The sequence below is a fragment of the Prosthecobacter algae genome (assembly GCF_039542385.1).
In the GTDB taxonomy this organism is placed as follows: domain Bacteria; phylum Verrucomicrobiota; class Verrucomicrobiia; order Verrucomicrobiales; family Verrucomicrobiaceae; genus Prosthecobacter; species Prosthecobacter algae.
Map to the genome: position 1 here is coordinate 759,859 of NZ_BAABIA010000002.1, position 22,240 is coordinate 782,098.

General features: G+C 54.7%; 20 protein-coding genes and 1 tRNA gene. 5 read left to right on the plus strand and 16 right to left on the minus strand.

Annotated features, from left to right (window positions below; genetic code table 11):
- Window positions 1-126: 126 nt before the first annotated feature.
- Both ABEB25_RS06445 and mtnA read right to left on the minus strand, forming a co-directional pair.
- Window positions 127-1,731, minus strand: a complete 1,605-nt coding sequence (locus tag ABEB25_RS06445) for a PrsW family glutamic-type intramembrane protease (protein ID WP_345735564.1) — start codon at window positions 1,729-1,731, stop codon at window positions 127-129.
- Window positions 1,728-2,834 carry an S-methyl-5-thioribose-1-phosphate isomerase gene (gene mtnA / locus ABEB25_RS06450; RefSeq protein WP_345735565.1) on the minus strand — a complete coding sequence of 369 codons (1,107 nt, stop codon included), beginning with the start codon at window positions 2,832-2,834 and terminating at the stop codon, window positions 1,728-1,730. Before mtnA ends, ABEB25_RS06445 begins: the two co-directional genes overlap by 4 nt.
- Before the next feature lie 93 nt (window positions 2,835-2,927).
- Here mtnA and ABEB25_RS06455 point away from each other — a divergent pair, with 93 nt between their 5' ends.
- The gene (locus ABEB25_RS06455; protein ID WP_345735566.1) at window positions 2,928-4,301 is read left to right on the plus strand and encodes an FAD-binding oxidoreductase; all 1,374 of its coding nucleotides are present in this window, start codon (window positions 2,928-2,930) and stop codon (window positions 4,299-4,301) included.
- Between the two features lie 112 nt (window positions 4,302-4,413).
- On the opposite strand, the gene ABEB25_RS06460 is transcribed toward ABEB25_RS06455, so the two are convergent.
- The 3 genes from ABEB25_RS06460 to ABEB25_RS06470 are packed head-to-tail and all read right to left on the minus strand — an operon-like array spanning window position 4,414 to window position 7,584.
- A complete protein-coding gene (locus ABEB25_RS06460; protein WP_345735567.1) occupies window positions 4,414-5,541 on the minus strand; it encodes a glycosyltransferase in 1,128 nt (375 codons plus the stop codon).
- Window positions 5,542-5,544: 3 nt separating this feature from the next.
- Window positions 5,545-6,369 (minus strand): class I SAM-dependent methyltransferase, encoded by an 825-nt coding sequence (locus tag ABEB25_RS06465; RefSeq protein ID WP_345735568.1) that lies wholly within the window; start codon window positions 6,367-6,369, stop codon window positions 5,545-5,547.
- A gap of 6 nt (window positions 6,370-6,375) precedes the next feature.
- Window positions 6,376-7,584: a glycosyltransferase gene (locus tag ABEB25_RS06470; RefSeq protein WP_345735569.1), complete on the minus strand. Its 1,209-nt coding sequence runs from the start codon at window positions 7,582-7,584 to the stop codon at window positions 6,376-6,378.
- Window positions 7,585-7,707: 123 nt separating this feature from the next.
- Between ABEB25_RS06470 and ABEB25_RS06475 the strand changes: the two genes are divergently transcribed.
- Window positions 7,708-7,779 (plus strand) — tRNA-Thr (locus tag ABEB25_RS06475).
- Between the two features lie 315 nt (window positions 7,780-8,094).
- Here ABEB25_RS06475 and ABEB25_RS06480 read toward each other — a convergent pair.
- Entirely contained in the window at window positions 8,095-8,316 is a 222-nt protein-coding gene (locus ABEB25_RS06480; RefSeq protein ID WP_345735570.1) for a helix-turn-helix transcriptional regulator, read from the minus strand.
- Between the two features lie 79 nt (window positions 8,317-8,395).
- Between ABEB25_RS06480 and ABEB25_RS06485 the strand changes: the two genes are divergently transcribed.
- Window positions 8,396-9,724 carry a DUF4339 domain-containing protein gene (locus tag ABEB25_RS06485; RefSeq protein WP_345735571.1) on the plus strand — a complete coding sequence of 443 codons (1,329 nt, stop codon included), beginning with the start codon at window positions 8,396-8,398 and terminating at the stop codon, window positions 9,722-9,724.
- 64 nt (window positions 9,725-9,788) lie between these two features.
- Here ABEB25_RS06485 and ABEB25_RS06490 read toward each other — a convergent pair whose 3' ends face one another.
- On the minus strand, window positions 9,789-10,898 hold the full coding sequence (locus ABEB25_RS06490; protein ID WP_345735572.1) for a leucine-rich repeat domain-containing protein: 1,110 nt from the start codon (window positions 10,896-10,898) through the stop codon (window positions 9,789-9,791).
- 3,075 nt (window positions 10,899-13,973) lie between these two features.
- On the opposite strand from ABEB25_RS06490, the gene ABEB25_RS06495 reads away from it, so the two are divergent.
- Window positions 13,974-15,200: a hypothetical protein gene (locus tag ABEB25_RS06495; protein WP_345735573.1), complete on the plus strand. Its 1,227-nt coding sequence runs from the start codon at window positions 13,974-13,976 to the stop codon at window positions 15,198-15,200.
- A gap of 583 nt (window positions 15,201-15,783) precedes the next feature.
- Here ABEB25_RS06495 and ABEB25_RS06500 read toward each other — a convergent pair.
- Genes ABEB25_RS06500 through ABEB25_RS06510 form a run of 3 tightly spaced genes read right to left on the minus strand, consistent with a single transcriptional unit; the run spans window position 15,784 to window position 18,339 of the window.
- The gene (locus tag ABEB25_RS06500) at window positions 15,784-16,170 is read right to left on the minus strand and encodes a hypothetical protein (protein ID WP_345735574.1); all 387 of its coding nucleotides are present in this window, start codon (window positions 16,168-16,170) and stop codon (window positions 15,784-15,786) included.
- A 4-nt stretch (window positions 16,171-16,174) separates the two neighbouring features.
- A complete protein-coding gene (locus ABEB25_RS06505; protein WP_345735575.1) occupies window positions 16,175-18,145 on the minus strand; it encodes a heavy metal translocating P-type ATPase in 1,971 nt (656 codons plus the stop codon).
- An 11-nt stretch (window positions 18,146-18,156) separates the two neighbouring features.
- Window positions 18,157-18,339 (minus strand): hypothetical protein, encoded by a 183-nt coding sequence (locus tag ABEB25_RS06510; protein WP_345735576.1) that lies wholly within the window; start codon window positions 18,337-18,339, stop codon window positions 18,157-18,159.
- 40 nt (window positions 18,340-18,379) lie between these two features.
- Between ABEB25_RS06510 and ABEB25_RS06515 the strand changes: the two genes are divergently transcribed.
- The gene (locus ABEB25_RS06515; RefSeq protein WP_345735577.1) at window positions 18,380-18,637 is read left to right on the plus strand and encodes a hypothetical protein; all 258 of its coding nucleotides are present in this window, start codon (window positions 18,380-18,382) and stop codon (window positions 18,635-18,637) included.
- Between the two features lie 97 nt (window positions 18,638-18,734).
- Here ABEB25_RS06515 and ABEB25_RS06520 read toward each other — a convergent pair whose 3' ends face one another.
- From ABEB25_RS06520 to ABEB25_RS06545, 6 genes are all read right to left on the minus strand, one after another.
- Window positions 18,735-18,998 (minus strand): hypothetical protein, encoded by a 264-nt coding sequence (locus tag ABEB25_RS06520; RefSeq protein ID WP_345735578.1) that lies wholly within the window; start codon window positions 18,996-18,998, stop codon window positions 18,735-18,737.
- A gap of 3 nt (window positions 18,999-19,001) precedes the next feature.
- Window positions 19,002-19,922, minus strand: coding sequence for a transporter (locus tag ABEB25_RS06525; RefSeq protein ID WP_345735579.1), 921 nt, complete (start codon window positions 19,920-19,922; stop codon window positions 19,002-19,004).
- A gap of 524 nt (window positions 19,923-20,446) precedes the next feature.
- Window positions 20,447-20,971, minus strand: a complete 525-nt coding sequence (locus ABEB25_RS06530; RefSeq protein WP_345735580.1) for a hypothetical protein — start codon at window positions 20,969-20,971, stop codon at window positions 20,447-20,449.
- Window positions 20,968-21,318, minus strand: coding sequence for a hypothetical protein (locus tag ABEB25_RS06535; protein ID WP_345735581.1), 351 nt, complete (start codon window positions 21,316-21,318; stop codon window positions 20,968-20,970). Before ABEB25_RS06535 ends, ABEB25_RS06530 begins: the two co-directional genes overlap by 4 nt.
- 12 nt (window positions 21,319-21,330) lie before the next feature.
- A complete protein-coding gene (locus ABEB25_RS06540) occupies window positions 21,331-21,660 on the minus strand; it encodes a hypothetical protein (protein WP_345735582.1) in 330 nt (109 codons plus the stop codon).
- Window positions 21,661-21,735: 75 nt separating this feature from the next.
- Window positions 21,736-22,206 (minus strand): hypothetical protein, encoded by a 471-nt coding sequence (locus ABEB25_RS06545; RefSeq protein ID WP_345735583.1) that lies wholly within the window; start codon window positions 22,204-22,206, stop codon window positions 21,736-21,738.
- Window positions 22,207-22,240: the final 34 nt, after the last annotated feature.

The window sequence follows — 22,240 nt, forward strand, 5'->3', positions numbered from 1 at the left end:
GAGACCGCCGGACGCAGCACGCGCAGGCGAAGGCGGGAAAAGGGAGCGCAAGCAGAACCGAACATTTTCAAACATTATTTAACATCCGCCCAGGAGGGACATCTGGCAAGCGAGGAATGGGGCCGTTCAAACCCCCAGTCTTCGCCAATAAATGAAGGCGATGGGGAACATGGCGACGCACTCGGTAGCCGCTGCGGCCAGGAGCTGACGGTCCGGGGTGCGGATGGAGATGGTGAGGAAGATGGCGGCCAGGAGCAGGGCGGTGCCGATGATGAAGATGGCGGCGGGGGAGATCCATTGGCGGCTGCGCGGGCACTCCTGATCCACCAGGTCCAGGAAATGCCAAGCCATGTAGGCGAGGAGGACCGTGGAAAGGATGTAAATGCCCTGCGCGAAGGTGACGGTGCTGGCATAGTTGTAACAGCCATGGACGAGAACAACGGCCATGAAGGTGACGAGAAAGCGGTCCGCCGTATTGAAGCGGGAACGCAGAAGCACGTAGAGAGCGTGCGTGGAGGTGCCGGTGAGGGCGGCATGGAGGAAATTGGCCGTAAACAGGCGTGCCAGGGCGACACCGCCTTCATACTGGAGGTAGTAGTTGATATTTTCCTCCAAGGCGAAGCCGAGGCCCACGAAAGCACCCACCATGAGGGCACCGCCCGGAGGCCGACGATGCAGCAACCACGGCATGAAAAGGGAGGCGAGCAGCAGTTTGCTGAGTTCCTCCCGCATGCCGACGCCGCCAATCTGGTACCAGAGGTCGTAAGGGAAAGGGGCGTCCTTCCGGATGCCCAGGGCGACCTCCTGCCAGGAGGAGATGAGCATCACCGGCCAGACACTGAGGATACCCGCCAGCAAGGGCAACAAGGGCGACACCCAGCGCCAGCGCCCCTGCACGCCATGGAGCACCAGGATGATATACCAGATGGAGGCTGCCAGGAGAGCGACGGCCAGCGTGCCCCAGGGGGCGCTGAACAGGAAACGGTACTTCAGCAGGGCTTCCCATTGCAGACGATAGTCGCCCATGATGGCGGCGGCGTGCTGACGTGCCTCTGGCTCGATGGAATACCACCAGTCCGGCTGCGCGGCGATCTGGCGGAGGACGGGCACGTCTTTGAGAACGATGGCGAGATGAAAGGCGGAATCGCGCACTAGCCCGGGCTGGGGAAAGAAACTGGCCTCCCGCATGAGGGCGGCCAGGGAGGCGGAAGGGTCGCGCTCCTGCATCTGATAGGCCTGGATGAGATTGGCTGTGATGAGGGGCGAGGGCTGCGCGGCCTTTTCACTCAGGGCCTGGGTAAGGGCGACCTCGTGACTGAGGGCGGCCTGGATGAAATCCCGCCAGAGCTGCTGGACGGCGGGATCGGCAGAGTGCCGGACCAGCAAGGGCTGGATGTCATAACCGGCGAGCTGACCCTCGCGCCCGAAGTCCTCCAGAGTGGTGGTTTTGACCTCGAGCACTTCGGCAATGTGATGGATCTGGGCCGTCACCTGATGCAGCCAACTGACCAGTTCATGCGGGGTGGGCTTTTCCGCCCGCTGGAGTTCCTGCCACTGCTGGCGAATCTTTTGCTCCACCGGATCCACCGTGATGTGGCGCCCTGTGTCCGGACTGACGGCGATGATGAGCAAGGCCACAATGAAACTGCCGCCGGCGATGGCCAGGGCCAGACGCTTGAGGAAGCCACTGTTGCGGCTCAGGGAATGGATGGATGCGCGCCAGCCGGTCATGAGAGGGAGGGAATGGAGCCGGATGCCTGCGGGTGCAAGGCGCAGATGGCGGTCTCAGTGGTAGGGCAGAGGCCACGCTCTGTGATGAGGCCAGTGACAAGACGGGCAGGGGTGACATCGAAGGCGTAATTGGCGGCCGGTGAGCCAGGGGAGACGATGCGCAAGGTCTCGACCGACCCGCTTTCGGCGATGCCTTCCAGGTGGGTCACTTCCTCGGCCCCGCGCTGCTCAATGGGGATGCCCTGCACGCCATCGCGGAGCGTCCAGTCAAAGGTGGAACTGGGCAGGGCGACATAAAAAGGAACGCCATTGTCCTGGGCGGCCAGGGCTTTGAGATAGGTGCCAATTTTGTTGGCCACATCGCCGCTGCGGGTGACACGGTCTGCCCCGGTGATGACGAGATCCACCTGGCCATGCTGCATGAGGTGGCCGCCGGTGTTGTCGGCAATGACGGTGTGTGGCACGCCCTGCTGGGCGAGTTCCCAGGCAGTGAGGCGCGCGCCCTGATTGCGCGGGCGGGTTTCATCCACCCAGACGTGGACGGGGATGCCTGCGGCGTGGGCGGCATAGATGGGGGCGGTGGCGGAGCCGTGATCCACAAAGGCCAGCCAGCCGGCATTGCAATGGGTGAGGACATGGACGACCTGGCCGGGCTTTCGGGAAGCGATGGCGCGGATGATTTCCAAACCGTGACCACCGATGGCGGCACAGGCGGCGGCGTCTTCATCGGCGATGGTTTCGGCGGTGAGGCGGGCGGTGGCGACCCGGTTTTCAAACCCGGCGGCCTGGATGGCGGTGAGCTGGCGATTCACTGCCCAGCTCAAATTCACGGCGGTGGGGCGGGTGATGATGAGGCTGTCTGCCAGGGAGCGGAGTTGATCCGGTGTAGCGGCTTCGCGGGCGGCCAACCACATGCCGTAAGCTGCGGTGGCACCGATGAGGCCAGCGCCGCGCACGGCCATGTCGCGAATGGCCACGGCCACGTCCGCCACAGTGTGGAGATCGAGCAGGTCAAAGGACCAGGGGAGGCGGCGTTGATCAATGATGCGGACGCTTTCCTCCTGAAGCCAGACGGTGCGATACGGGGTGCCGGAAACGAGCATGCGCTGACTGAGGGGAGCGGCAGCCAGTGCGCAAGAGCGATGTGGGCCGCGCAGAAATCTTGCGTGCGCGGCGCACCCCATGCACGGTGGCTGATGGCCTCCCTGGCAGACGATCTCATTTCCCTCATCGGCGCAGCGCGCGTATCCTCAACCGTGGAGGACCTTGCGGCCCACAGCACGGACAAGTGGTTTGCCTCCAACCCGCCCGAAGTGGTGGTGCATGCGGAGTCCACGGAGGATGTCTCGAAGGTGCTGAAATATGCGAATGAGCACGGCGTGCCGGTGACACCACAGGGCTCGCGCGTGGGCTATGTGGGCGGGGCGGTGCCGCTGCGCGGGGGCATCGCGCTATCGCTGGCGCGGATGAACAAGATCCTAGAAATCAACATCGCCGATGGCGTGGCCGTGGTGGAGCCCGGAGTCATCACGGGCGAGCTGCAGGCAGCGGTGCGGGAGCTGGGCTGGTTTTACCCGCCTGACCCGGCCAGCCTGAAGGAGTGCAGCCTGGGCGGTAATGTGGCCACGAATGCCGGCGGGCCGCGCTGCCTGAAGTATGGTGTGACGCGACACTATGTGTTAGGCCTGGAAGCGGTGCTGGCCGATGGATCCGTGGTGAAGGCCGGGGGCCGCTGCCACAAGAACAAGACGGGCTTTGACCTGGTGGGCCTGATGGTAGGCAGCGAAGGTCTGCTGGGCGTGGTGACGCAGGCGACGCTGCGCCTGATCCCGCACCCGCCGATGCGGGCGATGCTTTCGGCCGGCTTTGGCACCTTTGCCGAAGCGGCGAATGCGGTGCAGCGCATCTTGAATGCGGGCTTTCTGCCGAGTGCTCTGGAGATCGCAGACAAGTTCACCCTGCGTGCCGCGCGCGAGTATCTGGGCGAATCGGTGACGCCGCAGGGCGATGCGCATCTGCTGGTGGAAATCGACGGCCAGGAAGAGTCCGTCAAAGGGGAGCTGGTGCTGCTGGCCAAACTGGTGCGTGAGCTGGGCTGCATCTCCCTGGAAGAAGCCCTGGGCGAAACAGCCTGCGAACGATTCTGGAAGCTGCGCCGGGAGTTCAGCTACAGCCTGCGCAATACGGGCCTGATCAAGCTGAATGAGGACATCGTGGTGCCGCGCAGTCGGCTGGTGGACCTGGTGGAATTTGCCGAAGCGTTGCAGGCGGAATGCGGGTTCCCCATCGCCAGCTTTGGCCATGCAGGGGATGGCAACATCCACGTGAACATCATGGTGCAGAGCATGAAGGATCCCGAACAGCGGGAGCGCGCCGAAGCCGCGCTGGACCAGCTTTTCCGGAAGGTCATCGCCTGGAACGGGGCCATCACCGGCGAGCACGGTGTGGGCATCGCCAAAGGACGCTGGTTCCCGGAGGCGCTGTCGGCCGAAGCACGGGACGTCCACTCGCGACTGAAGAAGGCGCTGGATCCGAACGGGATTCTGAATCCTGGGAAGTTTGTGGCGTGAGGGGAGGAAGTGGGGCGGGCACTCATGCCTGCCTGCATTGGCCTAACCAAAAGAGAAACACGCGCTGCGAGAGCTATCGACGGATTTCAGAAAGCAGGCAGGAGTGCCCGCTTCACTGGCCTGCGGCATCCCGATAGAGGCGGCGGTAGCAGTCGGCCATGGCTTCCATGGAGTAGCGTTTCAGCACGGTTTCGCGTGCCCCTGCACCGCAGCGGGCGAGGAGGGCGGAATCCTTCAATGGAGACTCGATGCAGGCTGCGAGGGTATTGGCATCATGGATGTCTGACAAAAAACCCGTTAGGCCATCTTCAATGACTTCGGCATTGCCGCAGGCGGAATGCGCCAGCACGGGGACAGCGCAGGCCATGGCCTCCAGCACGGCATTGGACAGGCCCTCGATCTCGGAAGGCGCGGCCAGGAGATCCATGGCGCGGTAGTATTTGGGCAGGTCATTTTGATGCCCGGCCCAGAGGATGCGGTCCGCGTAGGGATGCGCCTTCATCAGGCCGATAATGTGGTCACGATCCGCCCCACCATCACCCACCACCAGCAGGCGCAGGCGGGGCCATTGAGGGGCCAGTTTTTCAAAGGCGGCGAAGAGCATCTCGTGCCGCTTCAGCGCGACGAGTCGGCCCACGATGCCGACCACGATGGCATCGGCCGGAAGGCCCAGTTCCTGTTTGGCCACGGCGCGATCTGGAGCGGGGGAAAAGCGTTCGCTGTCCACACCGTTGGGAGTGACGACGATCTTCTTTTGCGGATCCAAACCCAGTTCCTGTAGGTTGTCCCACACGCTGCTGCTGACGACGTGGACGCTTTGGCAGAGCCTGAAAAACCAGCGGCGCTGGGCGAGGCGTTTGGGTGTGAGATCCTGCTTTTGCACCTGGCCGTGTTCCCCATGCACGATGGGGTGCGTGAGGCCGCCCAGGGTGGCGAGGGCGGCATAGATGAGCGTGCCCAAATTGTGCGAATGGATGACCTCCGCCCGGGTCTTGCGGATGTGTTTGCGCAGGGCCAGGACGGCCTTCAGGGAGAAGCCGCCGGTCTTGCCCATGACCACTACTTTGTCAGGCTCAGGCATGCGCTCGGCGAAGTCACCACGGAAGCGCAGGCAGGCGGAATGGATGTCGAATCCCTGGCCATTCAGCCGCTGGGCCACATTGACCACGCCATTCTCCAGCCCGCCTGGGGCCAGAGAATCCAGGACGTGAAGGACGCGGACGGTGGGGGTGGTGCTCATGCTTCAGTCAGCCACGGCCACCAAACCCACGGATGGAAAGAGACGCTGGCAGAGCTTGCGCCGCAGCTTGTGGGGCAGCGGACTCATCAGCAGCTCCGCGGTGTCCACTAGGGCATTGACGAAAGCGCTGCGCTGGGGTTTGCCAAAACGGAAGACCCAGGTGGTGGAGAAGCCGTGTTTTTTCAGCAGCTTGCGCATCTCCCGGTGCGTCCATTCCTGGAAGTGAAAGCACTCGAGCTTGTCCGTGAAGTAAGCGGAGATGTCATGCGGCCCCGTGTAGCGGTGCGGCGTGTCATAGACATAAACGCCACCCGGCTTCAGCACCCGGCGGGCGATCTGGAAATGCGGGGAGATGTCGTCGGGATGCAGGTGCTCCAAGAACTGGTAGCTGAAGCAGATGTCCACAGACTGCGGGGCGACATCGAGCGAGTAGCCATCATAGACGACCAACTCAAGGTTAGGCGGTGACTCTTCCGTAGCGGAGCGTTGGTCTGAGATGTCCACGCCGATGACTTTTTTCACCTTCGCGGCGGCAGCGGCGGCCAGGCGGCAATCGCCAGGGGCGAACTCCAGCAGCACGCTGTCCGGTTTCAAAAACGGGGCGAGCAGACGCATCTGGGAGGCCACCTTGCGTTTGCTATCCTCCGGCGTATCCCGGCGGGTGAGGCGTGGGTGGTCCGGCACACGGTCGAAAAGCTCGCCGTAGAGAGTGGCGAAAAGGGTGGTGCGCTCTTCCTTGGTGGACTTCCTCAGGCGGGCGGCCAGTTCGCGCTCCACCTCGTAGTGATGACGCAGGCGGTCCAGGGTGCGGGATGATTCAGAGGCCATAAGGTGTTATCGTTGCGTGCAGGCGGCGCACAGGTCCAGGAAGATGCCCGTGGCTGCGGTCCATGAATAGTGGTTCTCCACATTCATGCGAGCCTGTTTTGCCACTTTATCCGCCAGGGAAGGATCGGCAGCAAGACGGAGGATCTCACGGGCAAACTCGCCCGCTTCATCAGCCAGCAGGATGTCGCTGTCATGCACCACCGGCAGGCCCTCGGCCCCAATGCGGGTGGAGATCACTGGCACACCCATGGCCATGGCTTCGTAGATCTTGATGCGGGTACCACCGCCGGCGCGCAGCGGCACGATGATGGCGTGGCAGCTCTGCACATGCGGACGCACATCGTCCACGGTGCCTGTGATGTGGATGCGGTCGCTGGCGCGGTCGCGCAGGCTGGCAGGCGGGTTTCGCCCGATGATCTTGAGATGGCAATCGGGCCGCTGGGCATGCACCAGAGGCAGGATGTCATCCAGGAAAAACTGGCAGGCATCGATGTTCGGCATCCAGTCCATAGAGCCTAGGAAGCCTAACATAAAGGGTGGTGATGGAGCCGGGCCTGGTTTGAAAAACGTCACATCCACGCCCGTGGGCACATCGCCCAGCACATTCGTCAGACCGTAGAGCTCGCGGGCTAGGCGGCTGTCATCGGGAGAGACGGTGATGACGCCGTCAAAGAGCCGCGAGAGCTTGTCCTCCCAGCGATGCATGCGCCGGTATTGCAGGTGCAAGTAGCGGCGTTTGATGGGCGAGGCCTCCGCCTCCGCGAGTCGCTTCCAGATTTGGGATTCGATATTGTGCTGAAACAGCACCGTCGGGCAGGCAAAGTCCACGCCGAGGAAGTTCAGCGCAGGCGCCAGGAAATCACAGATCACCAGATCGAATTCCTTCCTCGTCGCCATCTCTTGCAGCCGTGCCCGCAACTTCGGCTCCTCATAACGCTGCACCGCGTAGGGGCGGCTGGTCAGCACCGTGCTGCGCGCAAGATCCACCCAGAAGCGGGGCGAACTCTTCGGCACCTGCTTGGAGGTGATCCAGATCTTTCGCTGCGCGTAAGGATCGGCCTCTTCTTCAGCGGAGACCTGCGTCCCCTCTGGTAGCAGGGCTAGATAGGTCACCTCATGCTGGCGGCTGATCTCCGTCAGCATCGCATGCGTGCGGCGTTTGCCCCCCGTATCGAGCGGATGAAGCGGCCCCGTTTTAACCCAAAGAATGCGCATGCGCTCCGCCGATAAAACAGGCTGGTGCGTCTGTCACGCAGGAAGCAAATGCATTTCAGGACGGAAATCTGGTTGCCGAGAGCCTGACTGCGATTAATCTCATTTCCCGCCAAACAGGCGAACGCCGGGATAGCTCAGTGGTAGAGCAGTTGATTTGTAATCATCAGGTCGTCGGTTCAAATCCGACTCTCGGCTCCCTTGAAAATCAACGAATTACGTTGTTTTTCAGCATCAAAATTTTCTCACACTGTGCAGAATCTGTGCACTTTGACGGGGCATGTGCCCCCTCCCTGAACGTAGCCTGCGCGTGTCTCCCAAAGCGGGAACTTTCAAAACATGTCGAGAATTTGGCCTTCCGACATTTGAGGGTAAGGGTTATCGCGCTGACCGAACTACGAACTACCAAGATCCGCATGAATCTTCCAGATCATGATATTGACCCAGTCCGCGAGGGTACGTAGTGAGCAGCCAGGGGCGCGACCACTGTGTACAAGGGGGTAATTTTTTTCTTCAAATTAACTCCTTCAGATTGATTTTCAAACCATCGCAGATTTTCAAAACCACCCAGAGCGTGGGTCGGGCTTCATTTCTCTCCAGATTGGGAATGGTGTTTCGGCTGATATTGATTTCCTTTGCGAGTTGGGCCGCTGAAATTCCCTGTCGTTCTCTTTCGGCCTTCAATGCCAGGACAATAGCGCGTTCACGGGGATCAATTTGAGATGGGTTTTCCATCTCCTCACAAATCCCGCGTTGACGATACAAGCACGCCCATTAAAATGGGCAAAATCCATCTGAGGCAGAATTAAAAATTATGATGCAATACCACATCTTCAAGGACGGTCAGCAGGTAGGACCATTTGCTGAAAATGAAGTCACCGCAGGCGTACACTCAGGTCGCTTCGATCCAAACGATTTAGTATGGACAGAAGGGTTTGCTGATTGGCAGAAGCTTAGTGCTGTCTTTCCATCTTTGCAGGTCGTCAGGAATAATATTCCTCCTATTCCACCATCAGTAATGCCTGCGATTGAATCCAAGACAGAGGAAAAGTTCGGTTGTACGCATATTTTCGGACTAGTATTAGTAGTAATTTTCGGACTAGTGATCCTGGGGGCTATGTTTGGAGATTCTGACTCTTCAAATACTAAAGCTCCTTTGACAGAAGAACAAAAAGCAAATGAAGCCAAGAGGCAGGCGAATGACGGGAATGCCATTATTGCTAATGCATCTGAAGGGACCACCCTTCAAAAGGAACAGTATGAGCGTGAGCATCTAGGCAAGAGGTACCTTTTCAAAGGGAATGTGACGGATGTGAAATCAAGCCGAACAATCACCGTCATGTTAGACACCTGGAACCATGCAAACGTCACATTTCAGTCAGAAGATGTCAGTTCGTTTCATGAAAATAAAGTGGTGTACTTCTCGGCAGTAATTGAAGAATTTGGAACAGGGATGCTTGTCAGGCATGATCTTGGGGAAGCAAGAATGGAAAATATAGACACTCCCGAGCAGGCATCTATAAAGGTAAAAGCACAAGAACCTGTGAACCCAAATATCAAGGGGCCGAAGATTATGGATATTCAACTTGGTGATCACATCTTCGAAATCCGCGATGCCTTCAATAATAAATATAGATCTGAATTACAGGGCGAAGAAATGGAGATGAGGAGAGCTCCCGACAATTCTGCCATCATATGCACCACGGCACAAGGTTTGAAGGCGCTTCAGAAAATGGGTGTGCTTCATGGTTTTCAGAATGCAGTACAGAATTCAAAAGACAAATCAGCGGCCCTTTTGTTTGGAGCACTAGCTGGCGATGACGGATTCATTGGAGGTACTATCGAACTAAAAACTTTAAAGGCTCCCATCATCTATGCTGACAAGGATGGGATCATTAACAAAGTCTTGATCAGTCCTATGGCGGCACAGGTTTTCTTTGGAGCAGGATCTATGTCCAATAAGGAATTTGCCAGTTTTATGCATTCCAAGTATGATCTGCCTGATTTGGAAGGTGAGCTTGTCGAGATCAGGGACGGGTTTACTCGCCAGACAAATTTTGAGACAAAATACTTTGGGTATTCCCACGGTTATTCAGTCAGTATTGACGAAACGAAAATGTTTGTCATTGAATCAATAAAGTAGGGGCTTCTAAAGATTGCGACAGTCTGCATGTCAATCACACAGATTATCTGGATCGATTATCCCTTCACTCCGAGGAAATGTCAGATAGGGACTGACACATTACATATGAAGTTGTCACGGATGATTCCAAACCCCCACCAGTCTGAAGAGTAACGTCCGTGTCGATCAGCACATTTAAGGGACCGAGATTCCTGAGCTTGCCACAGCCGCTTAAATCGAGCCGCTTTAGCCCTTCATGGGCCGCTAGAGGCGAGATATCTGTGACCATGTCACAATGCATCAGGTTCACGCTGTGCAAGCGTTGAAGGCGAGCGAGCGGACAGAGATCTCTTAGAACCATGGCTCCTGAAAGATCAAGTACGCGGAGTGATTTCATATCACCGATCTCAGTAATGTCAGTGAGAGTTGTTGCCCCCTGAAGTTTAAGATCCTCAATTTTTAGAAGTTTGCCCAAGACTTTGACATTTCGCAGTGACTTGCACTGCATTATATGGAGGACCTTAAGATTGCTCAGGTGACGAAAGGAATTCAGACCCTCAACACCAACTGGCAGACTGACCGCGAGATGTGTCAATGACAGTGGAAACATAGTCACGGAAAGTTCCTCCGCAGAGGTTGCCACAAATTCTAAATATTGAAGGTCTGACAAATGTGAAACAGCTTCCAACACCATGGCTGTCAATGGCTTCAGAGCCTGGATCTGAAGCCGTTTAATACGAGATGTGGGCACGAACCCCTCAAGGCCTCTGTAGGCGCACCAGGACACTGCTATAGGCCCGTCACCGGGTGGTAGAGGGCCGGGCGGACAAACATCGGAACCGAGGACCGCGACGGGAATAGAATTGACCGCTAAAGTATCCCAGCCGCCATATTTTAGAAATTCAAATGTCCATACGGAATCCCGTTCCCTGACTTCCGATGGCAATGGGCAGCGAATGCCAAATGCCTGCACCTGAGAGGGGACATCTTCAGGCTTATTCAGAATCAGGGTATCGCCGATTAACTGAGCATCGTCAGCAATGTCTAATAAGAAGCCAATGTCTCGACTTCCATGACCAACCATCGTCCAGAATAAGGCAGCAGAAAATTGGAAGTCAGAAAATGGACAGCGATCAGAATCTTTGAGAAACAGCTGTACATTGACAGTGATGGACCGTGGAAATGTCTGAGACATCAAATATGTAAAAAGAGACTGGAAATTCCCTACAGCATAGAAATTTTAAGACACACCAACCTTAGTAACTAAATCAAAATCGAAAAAGTTGAAGGAACCCCTCTAAATTGAGGATTTTAGGGGTATATTTTGTAACGAAATTGGGTACTTCTGGGCCAAATAATATGGGAGGAGAGGCACTGATCAATCCATTTATAATATTCTCTTTATTTCCGTAATATTGAATAATATTTGCAATGTATAGATGACATGTACAATTTGGATATATCCTATAATTCTCAAATTGAATATATAGGATCCATTTTATTTTTGCTTTTTTTCGCCCCGGAGGCCTTTAACTTACCACCTCAATTTGCCATTGTCAATAGCAATTAGTTAGCGAATAGACGACAATAGTTTATTCAGAATGAAAATTTCGTCCACCGCTGAACGCCGGCGCTTCAATGAATTGCTGAATAAGTTTATCGGCATAAAGATTCTTGTTTGAAATAGTTTGTCATTCCATGCGGCATTTAACTTTTTTGATAAATTTGCTTGCATGTCATACTGCGTTAGTATAGATTGTGTCTGTGAATCGAAAAACCAAAACTCCAAACAACCAAGATCGACTAGATAGTAATCTCGCTAAACTTAAAACGGCCATAGCAAAGCTGAGTTCAGACCACCCTTTGCTGAAGGGGCCCGATGGAGTCCTGACAGGACGCAAGGGGGCGCTTTACCATCCCACATCAGGATTGTTCATTACCTCCGATGGACAGGTAAAGGACTTGGACAAAATGTCCTTTGAAAGAGGAGTTCAAATGTTGACCTCGAGGCTGCGAGCTTGCATGTGGCGACATTAATTTGATTAAATAATTGCCGTAGCATCAACGCGTGTGCCATGCGGAGTAGTTATCTCCATTTGGCTTGAGACCAAGGTGGGGCATGTCAGAACCTAGCATTGCCTTCCCCGCTAAACCGATGGTTAAAAGTCTCCTGCGCTGCCTTCTGCCATCTATTGGCTGATCGTACTTTCGGCAATTACCCAGCATTCTCTTTTTTCGGCGCGCAGCTTCTTATCAGCGGCCTCCATCCTGCGCTTCCCTGCCAATGCTATGCTTTCACAGGTGAACTCGTCGCAAATGGGCAGCCATTTGAGCCCCCCCCGGGGTGGTAAAGACCAAGTCGTAGCACCACACCTCGTTGATCTGCGTGGCACGCTGGCGCTGGCTGCCTGCCTATGTGCTGCCCAGACGGCGTTTTTTGTGCTTCTTGCGCTGCACCGCAGGCCTTCCTGCCTCCAGAGCCTCAGCAAGCGATTGAGATTGGCTTGCCTCCCTGCCGCCATTGCTTGTGCGCCATGCGCTAGCCCGCACGCGAATACATGGTGGCAAACCGGCGCAGTTCTCCCGCCAGGACTACGTCCTTACCGCTCTGGCGGCAGACGTAGCGCTGGGTGGAGCACGGCTGTCCATTTTGGGCGACTTGACCAAAGTATATGGTTCCAGAGCTTCCATTCTTGGCTCTCCTTCCAGGTCACTCACGACGGCGCGTGGCTTGTCATTGGCGTATTGGTCGCTCTGGCTGCGTGTCAAAGTGCTGATGTCCGCGCCGCCGCTCTTTCGACATAGGTGACGTTCCAGGATCTCCTCGGCAATAGGAGCATCTTGACGAACTTGCTTTTGGGTGTCTAGGCGCGTCGAGTCTGAGTAAAGGAGTGGCCTGCGGTGTCAATGCAGGTGATCATGTACTTGTCCCCTGCTTGACCGATAGTGTTAAAAGCATGAGGTACCCCCTCCTGGGAATGCATGCACAAGGTCAGTAGAGCGGGGCTTCAGGATGGCCAAGTAGGGGACGGCACCTTCATCGCAGTTTATTCGGAATGATTTATTCGGAATGATTTATTCGGAATGATTTATTCGGAATGATTTATTCGGAATGATTTATTCGGAATGATTTATTCGGAATGATTTATTCGGAATGATTTATTCGGAATGATTTGTTTGTTACCAACAAGGATAAAATTTCTTGCGCTTGTCAAGTGTATCTTGTATATTGAAAAGTACGGTTAGCGATTGTTTGCCCTGAAGTCACTCACAACGAGAGGACTTGATTGCCAGCCTTTATAGGGCGGCGGTGGTCAAATGAAAAGTGGCATGATGGTATTCATCTCGATCAGGAGATCAATGCTTGCCCCGCCGAGTTATTCGAACGCATGGCGGGCCACCCCCTATTCCTTCCACGCTTCTGTCATCTCTGACAACACTTCTGCCAGTGCTAGATGGCTGCCAGAATTATACGCACTAATTTGCGCAGCTATTGCGGCACTTATTTTACGCGGGTGGTAGGATGTTTACCTTCATTAGGATATAGACCAATGAGGAGGGAGGGAGGGAGGGAGGGGAGGAAGGGGGGGAAAAAGGGAGAATAGTTTAATACAGCCTGGCAACTCAATAGATAATAAAATATATAACCAAACTACCCGGCCCCCCACCTGCGTCACATCGACACACAGCGTAAGCTCGTTTGTATTATTACTTCAAAGAGCACCATGTTAAATATAAAATTTATGGATAAAAGTAAAACATCACAACTCGCACATATGCGTCTAATCAAATCTCCGGAGTCAATGCGCATTTCAGTTCCGTCGAAGCTACCAGATGCAGTGGAGCACATACCAATTGAATTCTTAAAGGCGATTAATAAAGACATTACTATAGCTAAAGAATTGTGTCTTTATTTCGCCTCATTACTCAACCCCACCTATTTTAGCGACGATATAACCAAAGTTGGGTTACACAGTGACAACTTGATGAAATATTTAAATGCAAGTATCCTCGCATCATTGAAGCCCTACGAATCGGTACACCCAAAAAAGGTCCGATCATTGAATGCGATGACGATTTTGTAGTGGGTGAAAAACCCAAATGCTATTGGTATGCAGATACTTATAGTGCCAAGCGGTGTGGCCAATATCTTGTCAGCTCTAAACTTGAGACCAAACATGTGCTTTCGATATGTATTGAACACAGGCACAGAAGGATGAAGAGGAGCCAGGGAAATATTATCATTAATAATCTGTTAAATGTTTATCCCATGGTTGGACTACCTGATGTGGCAGATTTAAAAACTCTTGGCAGAAAGCTTGCAGATGAAGGAAAAACGAGCAAAAAGGGAAAAATATATAAAATATGTCATCGCAATAAAAGCCGATATTCAAAAGAACAATTAAACGAATTTTCATTTATCGAAGATGGCATAAAGAGATTTCGACATCTTACCCAGAATGGTTACATGATCCCGTCGACGCAAGGGATAAGGGGAGGGTATCGCGTCACCGACACCTTTAATTTATTAAACTCGTGGATCAGAAGCCAAGTTACCATCAATGGACGAATAGCAGTGGAATGTGATTTCACTTGTGCCCATCCGAACATCGCCATCGGTGTCTATGACGGAGACATTAAATACATAACTCATAAGCGGCTCGCAGAATACTGTGACATTGACATAACGAATGAGGTGGAGTTGAAAAAATTCAAAACTCTGCACTTAACCTTTTTCAATAAACACCCGAATGACATGAAATATTCCAAGAAATTGAACAAAATTTATGAGTTCTATGCTACCCATGCACCAGAAATGCTGAATCGAATCCTGAAAGAAAAGTCGGCTAAGGGCTATAAGATCACTTGTCAGAGGCTGTTCGCCAAAGAAGTCGAAATCATGACACAATGTATTAAAAAGTTGAATGCAAAGGGGATTTACGTTTTGTATATCTATGATGCCCTGTTATGTGATCCTCTACACAAGTCAGAAGTCGAGCAGGTGATGAATAAAACGGTATTGGAATGCGGGGTTTATACAGCCACCTTTGACAAAAACTACACCGGTGATGTGGAATCATCCGAACAATTGGAATTACCAGAGCATGTAACAGAATCGGAACAATTTCATGTTACAGCAAAGGGGGGGGCTGAAAAGGAAACCATTGAACAACAATCAATAGAACGAGCTGCAACTCAATCTGTCCGTGCCACCTCAATGGAGAGATTGCAACAACTCCTCAAGGACCAACGGCAGTCTGTGCCTGACACAACATCGTTGAGTCAACTTAAAGACGATTTAGTGCAAAATCGCAAGAACCAAGTGAGATTACGCAATGGACTGGTCGATCCAAAGTATGCAGCTAAAAGGGACAAAATTAACGATAAATTACGCGCATTACAAAAGAGTGAACAATGGTTGCTCCAAATTATTGACCTTGAAGAACTAATATCTGAATCACCAGAATATGACTTGTCTCCTGCGCTTTCAGCATAACTTATTCGCTTATTTAGGTTCTCCTTAATCATCAATATGAATCTGGATGTCCGGGCCGTTAAGGCACTGATATAAACTTGGTCGTCATATAAAGTCAGACCCTCACAAATTTTTTCATTATGTATTCCATTATCTCGTGTCGAACAGGGAAGATCATTTGTAATTATTCTAGTTCAATGAGAATGCAATTTCTTCATTAACTAGCAAATACATCTTGAACGGCAATGGCTGTTGAGTTAACTTAATTAGTTAGCATGAGTTCAAATAAACTTAACAATAAAAATCAAAATGTCATAGAGTCGCTCTTATTATCTAGAAAAGACGTTTCCCGTATTATGTGTGTATCAAATATGACGGTAAAGCGACTACAGGGGCGAGGTTTGTTGACCCCAATTTATCTCGGCCCAAGACTTATCCGCTATCGCTCAGAGGACGTTGCTGATTTAATCAGCAAATCCGCTGCTTAACGCTTGTCACAAGTTTGATAATGAGCATTCACTAAGGTTGTCAATGACGCGACTACAGCTGTTGCTGGTGTGACGGACAACAAGACAACTGGCGGCCTGGCCATTGATAGAGCCGCTCAATGCCTGTCACCGTTCTTTTCCATCGCCTTCATGAATTGAGCGCCATCTTCAGGTGCCATCAGGGAACTGATTTCCTGATGATGGAGGTACTTTTCTTTTCTCGTGCGGGTGGGTTTGCTGCTTAATGGACTGCCGTTGCCATGGAACTGGAGTTCGATCTGTTTGATACGCTCCACCTGCTCGTCGTTGATGTGATAGGTGTTCTTCCATTTCAGCACTGTCTTTGAAATGGACGCAGTTTGATCGTGAATGGCGCGGCGATGTATGAAGAACGCAGGGACACCAAAAAGCAGGAGTATAAAGCCAATAAAAAAGGCCTTTTCACTTAGTGTGAACTTGGCGGAGGGTGCGAGGTCTTTCTTGTTGTTGGGGCGTTTGCTCATGTACTTACGACTTGGTAGTTCTTGCAGCGCCAAGAAGCCGGAGGGCATTCATGATGACGAGCAATGTCGCGCCAGTATCTGCCAGGATAGCAAGCCACAGGCTGGTGTGACCGGTGAAGGCGAGGATGAGAAAGATGGCCTTTACGACAAGGGCGAAGGTGACGTTGAACTGAATGATGCTCAGGGTCCGGCGGCCTAGTGCGATGGCTTCGGCCACGCGGGTAAGGTCGTCTTTCATGAGGGCCATGTCGGCGGTTTCGATTGCTGTGTCGCTGCCGATGGCTCCCATGGCGATGCCGACGCTTGCAAGGGCCAGCGCGGGAGCGTCATTCACTCCGTCGCCAATCATGCCGACGTAGTGATGCTCGGTCATGAGGCGGCGTATGTGCTCGATCTTTTGCTCAGGCATGAGGTCGCCATAGGCTTCGTCAATGCCTGCAAGACGTGCGATGGCATCGACGGTGCGCTGATTGTCGCCGCTGAGCATGACAACTTTTTCGATGCCCGCTCCATGTAGCAGGGCGAGGGCATTGGCGGCTTCTGGCCGGATGGTGTCACCTATGCTGAGAATACCCAGCACTTTGCCATTACAGCCTTCATGCGGAGCGTGGCCGAGGATGGCTAGCGACTGGCCTTTGTTTTCGATCTCAGTTAGGCGGGCCTCGATCTCTGGACTGCATAGCCCCAGCTCATGCGCCATTTTGTGATTGCCTATGAAGTGTGGGTGACCGTCAATAATGGCGGTGGCTCCTCGACCCGTAACGGATTTATACTGAGAAGACTCGATCCAGGTGATACCCTTGGCCTGTGCAGCAACGACGACGGCTTTCGCCAGCGGGTGCTCGGAATGAACATCAATGGCAGCGGCACGACGCAGTACATCTTCCTCTGCTATATCGCCAATGGGAATGACGCGGGTGATCTGGGGGCGGCCTTGCGTGATGGTGCCGGTCTTGTCCACGGCGAGAGCACGCAACTTGCCCACGGCTTCCAAATAAGCACCGCCTTTGATGAGAACGCCACGTCGTGCGAGCGCGGTGAGACCGGATACAATCGACACCGGTGTGGCGATGACGAGAGCGCAGGGACATGCAATGACGAGCAGCACGAGTGCACGGTAAGTCCACTCGGACCAAGCGCCACCCATGAACAATGGCGGCAGCAGGGCCACTAACAAGGCCACTATAAAAGTCGCGGGTGTATAGATGGCAGCAAACTTGTCCACAAAGCGCTGTGTGGGTGCCTTTTGTTCTTCGGCTTCCTCCACGAGCTTGATGATGCGGGCGAGAGTGCTGTCGCTTGCCGCTTTGGTGACACGCACGGTGAGGGAGCCTTCGCCGTTGATGGTGCCCGCAAACACAGGATCACCGGGCTTTTTTTCCACTGGCACGGACTCGCCAGTGATGGGCGCTTGATTCACGGCAGACTCACCGGTGATGACCTCGCCATCTAAAGGAACACTGCTGCCGCTACGCACGCTGATCTCCGCTCCCACGACGACTTCTGCCACGGGCATTTCTTGGGTAACACCATCGGCATCGCGCACGAGCGTGGTCTGCGGCGTGAGTTTCAGCAGGGAGGCGATGGCACGTCGCGCACGACCCACACTCCAGGACTCGAGCAATTCAGACAGAGCAAAGAGAAAGACCACAGCCGCTCCTTCAGCCCCTTCTCCCACGAGCCATGCGCCCGTCACGGCCACAGTCATGAGCACGTTCATATCGAGCCGTATTTTTTTCAGCGCTTTGAAGGCGGCAGGAAAGACAAGCAGACCCCCAGCCAGTGTGGCGAATGCAAAGCAGCTCGTATGCAGCAGCATGGGGCCTAGCTTCAGCCATTGCAACAGCATCCCACTCCCGAGCAGCGCCCCCGATGCGATGACGAGTGCATTGCGGGGCAGATGAGTGTCATCATGCCCATGTTCGCAGGAGCCGTGAGATTTGGATTCAGGGGAGTGTGTGTCTTCTTTGCTCATAAATTAAATGGTTAAAAAATGGTATGCCGCTGAATAGCCTCACTGGCGCTGCGTCCGACTGATGTGCCGCGTTTTTGGCGGCAACGACTCAAATCAAAAAACAACGCACCATGAAAAAGCTCATTACCCTTTTGGCAGTCACTGCCAGCTTTGCTGTCTTCACCTCTGCCGCTGTGCAGGCGGGAGATCATCATTCCAGCCGTTCCGGCCATGGGAGCGGACACGGTTCCAGTCATGGCTCCAGCCGCGGCGGGCACAGTTCCGGCCACGGTGGCAGCTCCAGTCATCACGGCTCCGGGCATGGCAGTAGCCACAACTCCCGGCACGGTAGCTACCAGCCTCACAGGCCGAGTTCCAGTCATGGCGGTGGACACAGCTCTGGTCATGGTGGCTCCAGCCATCACGGCAGCAGCAACCGGGGACACATCAGCGTTCCAGGATTTCATTTTGACTTTGGCGGTCATGGTGGTCGCCACTAGCAAGGAGTGTTGAGGACTTGGTGAACTCATCAGCACAGCCCATCGGAGCGGGATCTCCGATGGGCTTTTTGTTGGTTGCTGGATGCGTGTTGTTTTCACATTTGGTGGAATCAAGACTTGGGCACAAAAGAAGCAGGCCGCTTCTCGAACTCGCAGCGGCAGCTTTCGCCACAGAACCAGTAGGTGCGGCCCGCGTGTTGAGTGTGCGGTGTGCTGGGGACAGCGGGCACGCTTAGGCAGGAGAAGTCGCGCTTATGACGGCAGACGAGGCACTGCTGCACGGGCGCGTCTGCGGGCGGGATGGGCGGCAAGGGCGCACACCCTAAGATCAGGATGTGCGCCGCAGCGAGGATCATGAAGGATGCTCGGCTCATGCTTCAGAAGGCGATGGAGACGCCAGTGATGAGACGGAACTGTGTCTCGACCTGACGGCCATTGAGGTCTTGCAGCACCGGGAGCTGAATACCGATGCTCCCGGCGATCTTCTCTGTGAAGGATACTTTTACGCCGGGTGAAAGGAACAATACGGTGCCGCCCGTGTTGGCATCCTTCTCACCTTCTTCCTCGCTCTTGGCGATATGGCGCAATGTGGCCTCAGCCACGAGACTGACCTGGGGGAAGGTCTTGGCATCACCACACACGCGCCAGGCAAGCGAGGTGCCGAGGTCGAGACGATCACCAAGCCGGTAGTCGTAGCGCTCACCACGGAAGGTGTAGAGCGCACTGGCATCCAGCGTGAGTGCCGCGCTGAGCGGCACGGTGTAAGCCAGTCCTGCGAGGCCATCCCAGGCACCGGTGCCAGCAGTGGCGGAGGGCTCCACGCGCTCGCCTTCGGTGTTGGTGAGGCTTGAATCACCCGTGGGTGCTTTCACTCCTCCGATGAGTGCGAGCTGCCCCGCTGGGCCTTGGTAGAAGCGATACTTGCCCGTGAGCCAGAGGTCGGTGAAGCCATCGGGATCAAAGGTCACGATGTCACCACCTTCCAGCTCGCGGTTCCCCTCGGCGGCATAGTAGCCGTAGGTGAGGCCGAGCTGAAAGTTCTCCGCCACGCCATAAGCGATGTTTAACGTGGTGAGAAACGAGCGGTCGAGTAGATCGACGCCCTCGATGTCCCCGCCGAGTCCATCGAACTCCGTCCAGTCGAACTGGAAGGAGCTGGAGAACTGGCCGGGCTTCAAGGTTTCAGCCGTGAGCGTGGTGAAGCCGCTGCCGGAGGTGCCGGGGCCGTGGTCGGCGCGGGCGGTGGTAGCGGTGAAGATGGTGGCAATGATTGAGAGAGAAAAAAGACTGTGTTTCATGAATGAATAAGAAAGGTCGCCGCACCGACGGCCCGGTGAGCGGATGGAAATAAAAACGGCCCGCAGCGGACAAGCGCGGAGCCAGCCCCCGACCGTGGGGGGCACATTCAAAGGTCAAGAGAGGCGATGATCGTATCGAGGCGGCGGCACAGGTGGACGTTCCCTTGCCAGTGAGGCCCGTCTAGGCTCATCAGGAAATGCGGCGATCTCTGCTGGTGGCTTCACAGAGAAGAGCGGTTGCTCCCAAATGGAAGCAACGAGAAGTTTGAGTTCCGATTTGGACTCCGGGCGGCTTTGAGGATCGTCCTCTGAAAGCGGTCCGTGGTTCTGAACCAGTTTGCACAGGTCGCACGGATGCTTTCCGTCGAAAGTCATTTCCAGCGCGTCTGCGACAGGGCGTGTGCGGGAAAACTCCACCGCCATGCCCACCCAGCCCACCACCTGTACAGCGCTCCAGTGCAGCCCGACTGATAAGCAGGCAAGCAGCACGGTAAGAAAGCGGAGATGGCGGGTGAGTCGTAGCATCAGCGATCACGGTTCATGAGGGTCTTGAGCGCGGGCAGGCTGTAGACCTCGCCCACGAGGCGGTCAGCACTGTAAACCTGCACGGCCCATCCGTGGTAGCGCTTGCCGACGGCATCGACGCGCTTGTATCTGGCGCGGTTACCCGTGCCGGACTGCTCGGAATGTTCAGGCGTGAAACTAAAGGTCACGACAGGTGACTTCAGGGGAGTGCTCTTGCCTGCAACTAAGGTGGCCCTGAGGTTATCTAGCTTCATGGCGGTGATCTTTTTGGTGGCCAGATCATCCGAGAAAAAAGTGCAGGTGATTTTAACCTCACCCTGAACTGCGGCGCTGCCGTACACTTCGATTTCGAGGTTTTTCTTCACCACCTCGGTAATGCTTCCCTTGGGATCGTCATGCTCCGTTTTCAAGGTGGCGGAAACTCGAACGGAACTTGTGTTTTGAGCCTGAAGAGTGGTGGTGATGCCGAACAATGCTGCAACCAGAGCAAGCGAGATGTTTTTGATGAAGCGAAAATGGTTCATGACAAGAATGGGTTGAGGTGAAAAGCAGCGGTGCCGCGCCATGCGCTGAGGCAGATCAGCACGATAAAGATCAGGATGCACACCATGACCAAGACGGCGCTCCACACTGGCCCTGAGGGGCGGCGGAGCACGGCGGCGAATCCCGCCAGCCATGCGCTTAAGACAAGCAGCGGGCTGAGGATGCGGCAGAGCACGAGGGCGATAAAGTCTCCTGTCTCCTCGCCGGGACGGTGCGAGCCGATGCCGCCCGTTATCAGTCCGGCGAGGAACACGACCAGTGCTGCTCCGGCAAGATAGATCGCTGCTTTGGATAGCGGCGTGAGCTTGGATGGTGGTTCGTCGTTCATGACAAAGGAGAGTCACTTTTGCAGTGCCGCTAGCAGCACGATCTGCGTGGCGTAGTCCGGGCCGAAAAGAGGGTTGTGTAGATTGAGTTGGACGTTCATGCCGGGATTCAGAGAAGAAGGTAATGAGTCCGACGTGCCATGCCAAAACCTGGCGAGTTTCCCATAAACGAATCGTCTGGATGCGCCATCAGCGCGGGCAAAAGTGATCCAGCGGGAGGCATGATCGACGCTCTGGACAACGCCAGTCATCGTGCTGCCTCGCGGGTGTCTGGCTTCGGCGGTCGAAGGAAGCCAGAAGCTCACAAGGAGAGCGACAAAGAGAAAGAGAATCGAGTGTTGCATGACTGTGTGTGCCCCCAGCCAGCAGCGCCGCCCTCACGGTGGGACGGCGCTGTGGCATGACGCAGGCGTGTGAGGTTACTTTTTCTCCTCTTCACCGTGCGCACAGGTGCAGGCGTATTCCTTGTTCTTGCAGGTGGGGCAGTCGTTGAGGTTCAGATTGAACTTCTCAGTCACGGCCTTCTCACCAGCCTTGGCTTTGATCTGCACCACTGTTGGAAGGTCGCTGCCCTCGGGGATGGCCTTGTCAGAGATCAACTTGTCTCCATCCTTAGCAAAGGTAAGTTTGGTAGGAGAGTTGCGATCACCGAGGGTGACACTGATGACCTGTTCGCCTGGGGCGACGACTTTCATGTCATCATCAATGAAACGAATTTCGACCTTCTTGTCTTTGTTCACAAAGAACTCAACATGTGGTTCGACTTCCGTGATGAGCTTGCCACCGGTTGGGCCAGCTTTGCCTTCATGTTCGTGGTCATGTTTATCAGCGGCATTGACTGAGAAGGCGAGAGCCAGGGTAAGCAAGGCTGTGAATAATTTGGTTTTCATGGGTTCGATTGTCTTTCGTTTGGTTCGTTTTGCC

Bases quoted from the DNA above. Each gene is read 5' to 3' on its own strand.
- ABEB25_RS06485 (WP_345735571.1), top strand. From the start codon at position 8,396: ATGATGCAATACCACATCTTCAAGGACGGTCAGCAGGTAGGACCATTT.
- ABEB25_RS06530 (WP_345735580.1), bottom strand. From the start codon at position 20,971: ATGAACCATTTTCGCTTCATCAAAAACATCTCGCTTGCTCTGGTTGCA.
- mtnA (WP_345735565.1), bottom strand. From the start codon at position 2,834: ATGCTCGTTTCCGGCACCCCGTATCGCACCGTCTGGCTTCAGGAGGAA.
- ABEB25_RS06445 (WP_345735564.1), bottom strand. From the start codon at position 1,731: ATGACCGGCTGGCGCGCATCCATCCATTCCCTGAGCCGCAACAGTGGC.
- ABEB25_RS06505 (WP_345735575.1), bottom strand. From the start codon at position 18,145: ATGAGCAAAGAAGACACACACTCCCCTGAATCCAAATCTCACGGCTCC.
- ABEB25_RS06500 (WP_345735574.1), bottom strand. From the start codon at position 16,170: ATGAGCAAACGCCCCAACAACAAGAAAGACCTCGCACCCTCCGCCAAG.
- ABEB25_RS06480 (WP_345735570.1), bottom strand. From the start codon at position 8,316: ATGGAAAACCCATCTCAAATTGATCCCCGTGAACGCGCTATTGTCCTG.
- ABEB25_RS06520 (WP_345735578.1), bottom strand. From the start codon at position 18,998: ATGAGCCGAGCATCCTTCATGATCCTCGCTGCGGCGCACATCCTGATC.
- ABEB25_RS06540 (WP_345735582.1), bottom strand. From the start codon at position 21,660: ATGCAACACTCGATTCTCTTTCTCTTTGTCGCTCTCCTTGTGAGCTTC.
- ABEB25_RS06525 (WP_345735579.1), bottom strand. From the start codon at position 19,922: ATGAAACACAGTCTTTTTTCTCTCTCAATCATTGCCACCATCTTCACC.
- ABEB25_RS06470 (WP_345735569.1), bottom strand. From the start codon at position 7,584: ATGCGCATTCTTTGGGTTAAAACGGGGCCGCTTCATCCGCTCGATACG.
- ABEB25_RS06535 (WP_345735581.1), bottom strand. From the start codon at position 21,318: ATGAACGACGAACCACCATCCAAGCTCACGCCGCTATCCAAAGCAGCG.
- ABEB25_RS06510 (WP_345735576.1), bottom strand. From the start codon at position 18,339: ATGATGATCTCCCGCCTGCACAGCGGCAGAGGTGAAGACAGCAAAGCT.
- ABEB25_RS06545 (WP_345735583.1), bottom strand. From the start codon at position 22,206: ATGAAAACCAAATTATTCACAGCCTTGCTTACCCTGGCTCTCGCCTTC.
- ABEB25_RS06465 (WP_345735568.1), bottom strand. From the start codon at position 6,369: ATGGCCTCTGAATCATCCCGCACCCTGGACCGCCTGCGTCATCACTAC.
- ABEB25_RS06460 (WP_345735567.1), bottom strand. From the start codon at position 5,541: ATGAGCACCACCCCCACCGTCCGCGTCCTTCACGTCCTGGATTCTCTG.
- ABEB25_RS06490 (WP_345735572.1), bottom strand. From the start codon at position 10,898: ATGTCTCAGACATTTCCACGGTCCATCACTGTCAATGTACAGCTGTTT.
- ABEB25_RS06455 (WP_345735566.1), top strand. From the start codon at position 2,928: ATGGCCTCCCTGGCAGACGATCTCATTTCCCTCATCGGCGCAGCGCGC.
- ABEB25_RS06515 (WP_345735577.1), top strand. From the start codon at position 18,380: ATGGCTCCAGCCGCGGCGGGCACAGTTCCGGCCACGGTGGCAGCTCCA.
- ABEB25_RS06495 (WP_345735573.1), top strand. From the start codon at position 13,974: ATGGTTGGACTACCTGATGTGGCAGATTTAAAAACTCTTGGCAGAAAG.